Annotated in this window: 2 protein-coding genes and 1 pseudogene; 1 reads left to right on the top strand and 2 read right to left on the bottom strand. The window is 59.3% G+C overall.

Annotated features, from left to right (window positions below; translation table 11 throughout):
• Positions 1 to 434 (top strand): annotated as a pseudogene (locus ACXRVY_RS20460) (SMP-30/gluconolactonase/LRE family protein); the annotation flags it as partial.
• Positions 435 to 707: 273 nt separating this feature from the next.
• On the opposite strand, the gene ACXRVY_RS20455 reads toward ACXRVY_RS20460, so the two are convergent.
• Both ACXRVY_RS20455 and ACXRVY_RS20450 read right to left on the bottom strand, forming a co-directional pair.
• The gene (locus ACXRVY_RS20455; protein ID WP_223462851.1) at positions 708 to 941 is read right to left on the bottom strand and encodes a DUF465 domain-containing protein; all 234 of its coding nucleotides are present in this window, start codon (positions 939 to 941) and stop codon (positions 708 to 710) included.
• Positions 942 to 1113: 172 nt separating this feature from the next.
• Positions 1114 to 3225, bottom strand: a complete 2112-nt coding sequence (locus ACXRVY_RS20450) for a hybrid sensor histidine kinase/response regulator (RefSeq protein ID WP_223462850.1) — start codon at positions 3223 to 3225, stop codon at positions 1114 to 1116.
• Positions 3226 to 3538: the final 313 nt, after the last annotated feature.

Genomic DNA, 3538 nt, shown 5'->3' with positions numbered 1-3538 from the left:
CCTATGTACTGGTCAATGAAACCGGCGCCTACCGCATCAGCCGTTACTGGCTCAGCGGCCCCAAGGCCGGCACCCATGACCTGTTCATCGACAACCTGCCAGGGCTGCCGGACAACCTGTCGTTCAATGGCCGCGACCGCTTCTGGGTGGCCCTGTATGCCCCCCGAAACGCCTTGCTCGATGGCACGGCGGCCCATCCGTTCGTGCGCAAGATGATCGTGCGAGCCATGACCGTATTGCCCAAGCCCGTGGAAAAACGCGGGTTTGCCCTGGGCCTGGACCTTGAGGGCAAAGTGATCGCCAACCTGCAGAACGGCAGCCGCGACAACTACTCGCCCATCACCACGGTGCGCGAGTATGGAGACTGGCTGTATTTCGGTTCACTGAAAGCGCAGAACATGGTGCGATTGCCGTTGAGCAAGGCATTGCAATGAGCAGGCCCCCTTCCTGAATTCTCCGCAAAACCCATGTGGGAGCGAGCTTGCTCGCGATGACTGAGGCACATTCAATATCACTGCTGACTGACCCTCCGCTATCGCGAGCAAGCTCGCTCCCACAGGGACAGCATTCAGTTCACCGGAAAACTCGGGATGGGTCATGAGGCACCTCGTTGAGAGCCATAACATTGGTCTCTGAGCATTCGAGGTGCCGGTTCTGGTTGCCGTTCCAGCCGTTCAGCCACAGGTCATCGGTGGCAGGCTGGTGGGTCAGGACGACGAGCCAAGTTGCCTGACGATCTTGTCCTTGACCTGCAAACGCACCTCCTTGAGCCTCCTTACCATGTCATCGTTGGACTTGGCCTCCTCTGCTTTCACCACTTCGGCATCCGCCTGGGAATACTTGTTAAGCAGTGAATCCAGTAACGGATCCTTGGTGCGTTTCTGCTGGATTTCTTCCTTTGAACGTTTCAGATCCTGATAAAGGTCATGGGGCACCGGCATGGAACACCTCCGTTTGTTGATCGGCAGCGAATCGCGATCAATTGCGTTCACCAACTATCAGAATGGCCTCGGTCAGCCCGTTCTGTCGACCACCTGTCAGACCAGCGGTGTCCGTTCGTCGTCCTGTCGCCAACCTGATAACACCTTGCCTGCGCCCACACCTCCACCGGTTTCAGCCGTTAAGCACCGTGCGCACCATTTGCCTGAGTGCTTCGGGATTGTAGGGTTTGCTCAGCAGGTGGGTGTCGGGGCTGAGCTGGTGATTGCGCGAGATGATGTCGCGGGTATGCCCCGAGGTGAACAGTACGGCTACCGGTGGTTCCTGCACCTTCGCCCAGGCCGCCAGGTCCGAACTCTTGATCAGGCCGGGCATGACCACGTCGGTGAATATCAGGTCCACCGCCAACCCTTCCAGCAACATTTGCATGGCAACGTCACCGTTGGTGGCCGTGAGGATCTGATAGCCCTCTTCGCGCAACAACTCCACCACCGACCCCCGTACAGCCTCATTGTCTTCGACCACCAGGATGCGTTCGTGCCCACCCCGTTGCGGCACGTCAGGGCTCAGCGTTTCGCTGGGTGGCGCGCGCAAGGTGCGCGGGAAGTACAACTGCACCCGAGTCCCCTGCCCGACGCCGCTGGCAATTTCGATATGACCGCCGCTCTGTTTGACGAAACCAAACACCATGCTCAAGCCCAATCCGGTGCCCTGCCCGTCGGCCTTGGTGGTGAAGAACGGCTCGAACGCCTGGGCCAGCACCTGCGGCGGCATGCCGACGCCGGTGTCCGCCACGGACACCCGCACATAGTCCCCGGCGGCAATACCTTTTCCCGCGCAAAATTCGCGATCAAGGACGATGTTTTCCGCGCAAATGTCAATCCTGCCCTCGCCTTGAAGGGCGTCACGGGCATTGATCGCCAGATTGAGAATGGCGTTTTCCAGTTGATTACGATCGACAAACACATTCCACGAATCTTCGGGGGCCGTCATGTGCACCTGAAGGGTTTCACCCAAGGCACGCAGCAACAACTCCGCCAGGCCATCGAAAATCTGCCGCAGTGTGAAGACCGCAGGCGATAACGGTTGGCGACGGGCGAATGCAAGCAATTGCGAGGACAGCTTGGCACCGCGCTCGACGGCGGCAATCGACGCCGCGACCCGGCGCTGCACATTGGTGTTACCCGGCTCATGCCGCGCGAGCAGGTGCAGGTTGCCGGCGATCACTTGCAACAGGTTGTTGAAGTCATGGGCCACGCCACCAGTGAGGCCGCCGATGGCTTCGAGTTTCTGTGACTGGCGCAGTTGTTCTTCCGCCGCCAGACGCGCCTCCACCTCATCAGCCACCCGCTGTTCCAGGTTACGGGTGAACTTGAGCAGGGACTCTTCGGCGATCTTGCGTTCGTGAATATCGATCAGCACACCAGGGAAACGAAACGCCTCGCCTTGCTCATCGAATTCGCAGCAACCGCTGGCGAGCACCCAGAAGTAACTGCCGTCGGGACGCTGGATCCGGTACTCGACGTTGTAGGGTTCGCCAGTCTCGACCGACAGCGTGACCCGTTCCTGGACCCAGCTACGGTCGTCCGGATGGGTCCGCCCTTTGGCGATTTCCTGTGACAGGTTGCTCAGGTCATGCCCGGGTGGATAAGAGAACGTGCGAGCGAATCGCTCATCACCCGACAACACGTTGGTCTTGATGTCCCAGACAAAGGAACCGAGCAAGGCACCGGCGTTCAATGCCAGGCGCACCCGCTCGTTATCCGCACGATAAGCGTCTTCAGCCAGTTGTCGCCGGCGCTCGGATATCACCCGCTCCGTGGTTTCCACAACCATGGACATGACCCCGGCCGGACGTCCGTCATCGTCAGCCACCGGGCTGTAGTAGAGGTCCATCCAGACATCTTCCGGAACCCCGTCACGCAGCAGCACCATTTCTTTGTTGCGATAGGACAAGGTGCCGCCCGCCAGGCAGGCGTCGACCACGTGGCGATTGAATTCGGCGACTTCTGGCCAACCCAGCTCCACCGTAGACCCCAACAGGTACGGATGACGCCCGCCGGCAAACCTGGAGTAAGCGTCGTTATAGATCATGTACCCGGACTGGCCCCAGAGCATCACCATCGGCAGCGGGGACGCGAGCATCAACTGCACCGCACTGCTCAGGCTTTTGGACCATGAGTCGAGTGGGCCAAGTTCGGTCTGGCTCCAGTCGAACGCACGAATGCGCCCGGCCATTTCGCCGTTCCACCCGGAGCACCCGTGGCTATCCTCTAGAAACTGCATCGGCTGGCTCTATCCCGGTAAGTTGCACCCGTTTGTTTCGAGCATCCTGCGCGTTATTCGTTTCATAGAGGTATAGCTGATTCTCGCGGGCCTTTGCAGAATCCTTGTAGGAGCGAGCCTGCTCGCGATAGCGGTGCGTCAGACGACATCCAAGTCGACTGTACCGTCGTTATCGCGAGCAGGCTGAACTGGCCTAATGATTTTGGACACTTCAATCGGGCGCTATGATGGCGCCCAAATCTGAGGTGTTTTGGCTATGCGTAAATCTTATTCCAGTGAGTTCAAACTCAAGGCGGCGAGCATGGTGCTGGAC

It is taken from the genome of Pseudomonas sp. P5_A2_2 (assembly GCF_054177685.1).
This window is presented reverse-complemented; position numbering and strand designations above follow the sequence as displayed.

Bases quoted from the DNA above. Each gene is read 5' to 3' on its own strand.
- ACXRVY_RS20450 (WP_223462850.1), bottom strand. From the start codon at position 3,225: ATGCAGTTTCTAGAGGATAGCCACGGGTGCTCCGGGTGGAACGGCGAA.
- ACXRVY_RS20455 (WP_223462851.1), bottom strand. From the start codon at position 941: ATGCCGGTGCCCCATGACCTTTATCAGGATCTGAAACGTTCAAAGGAA.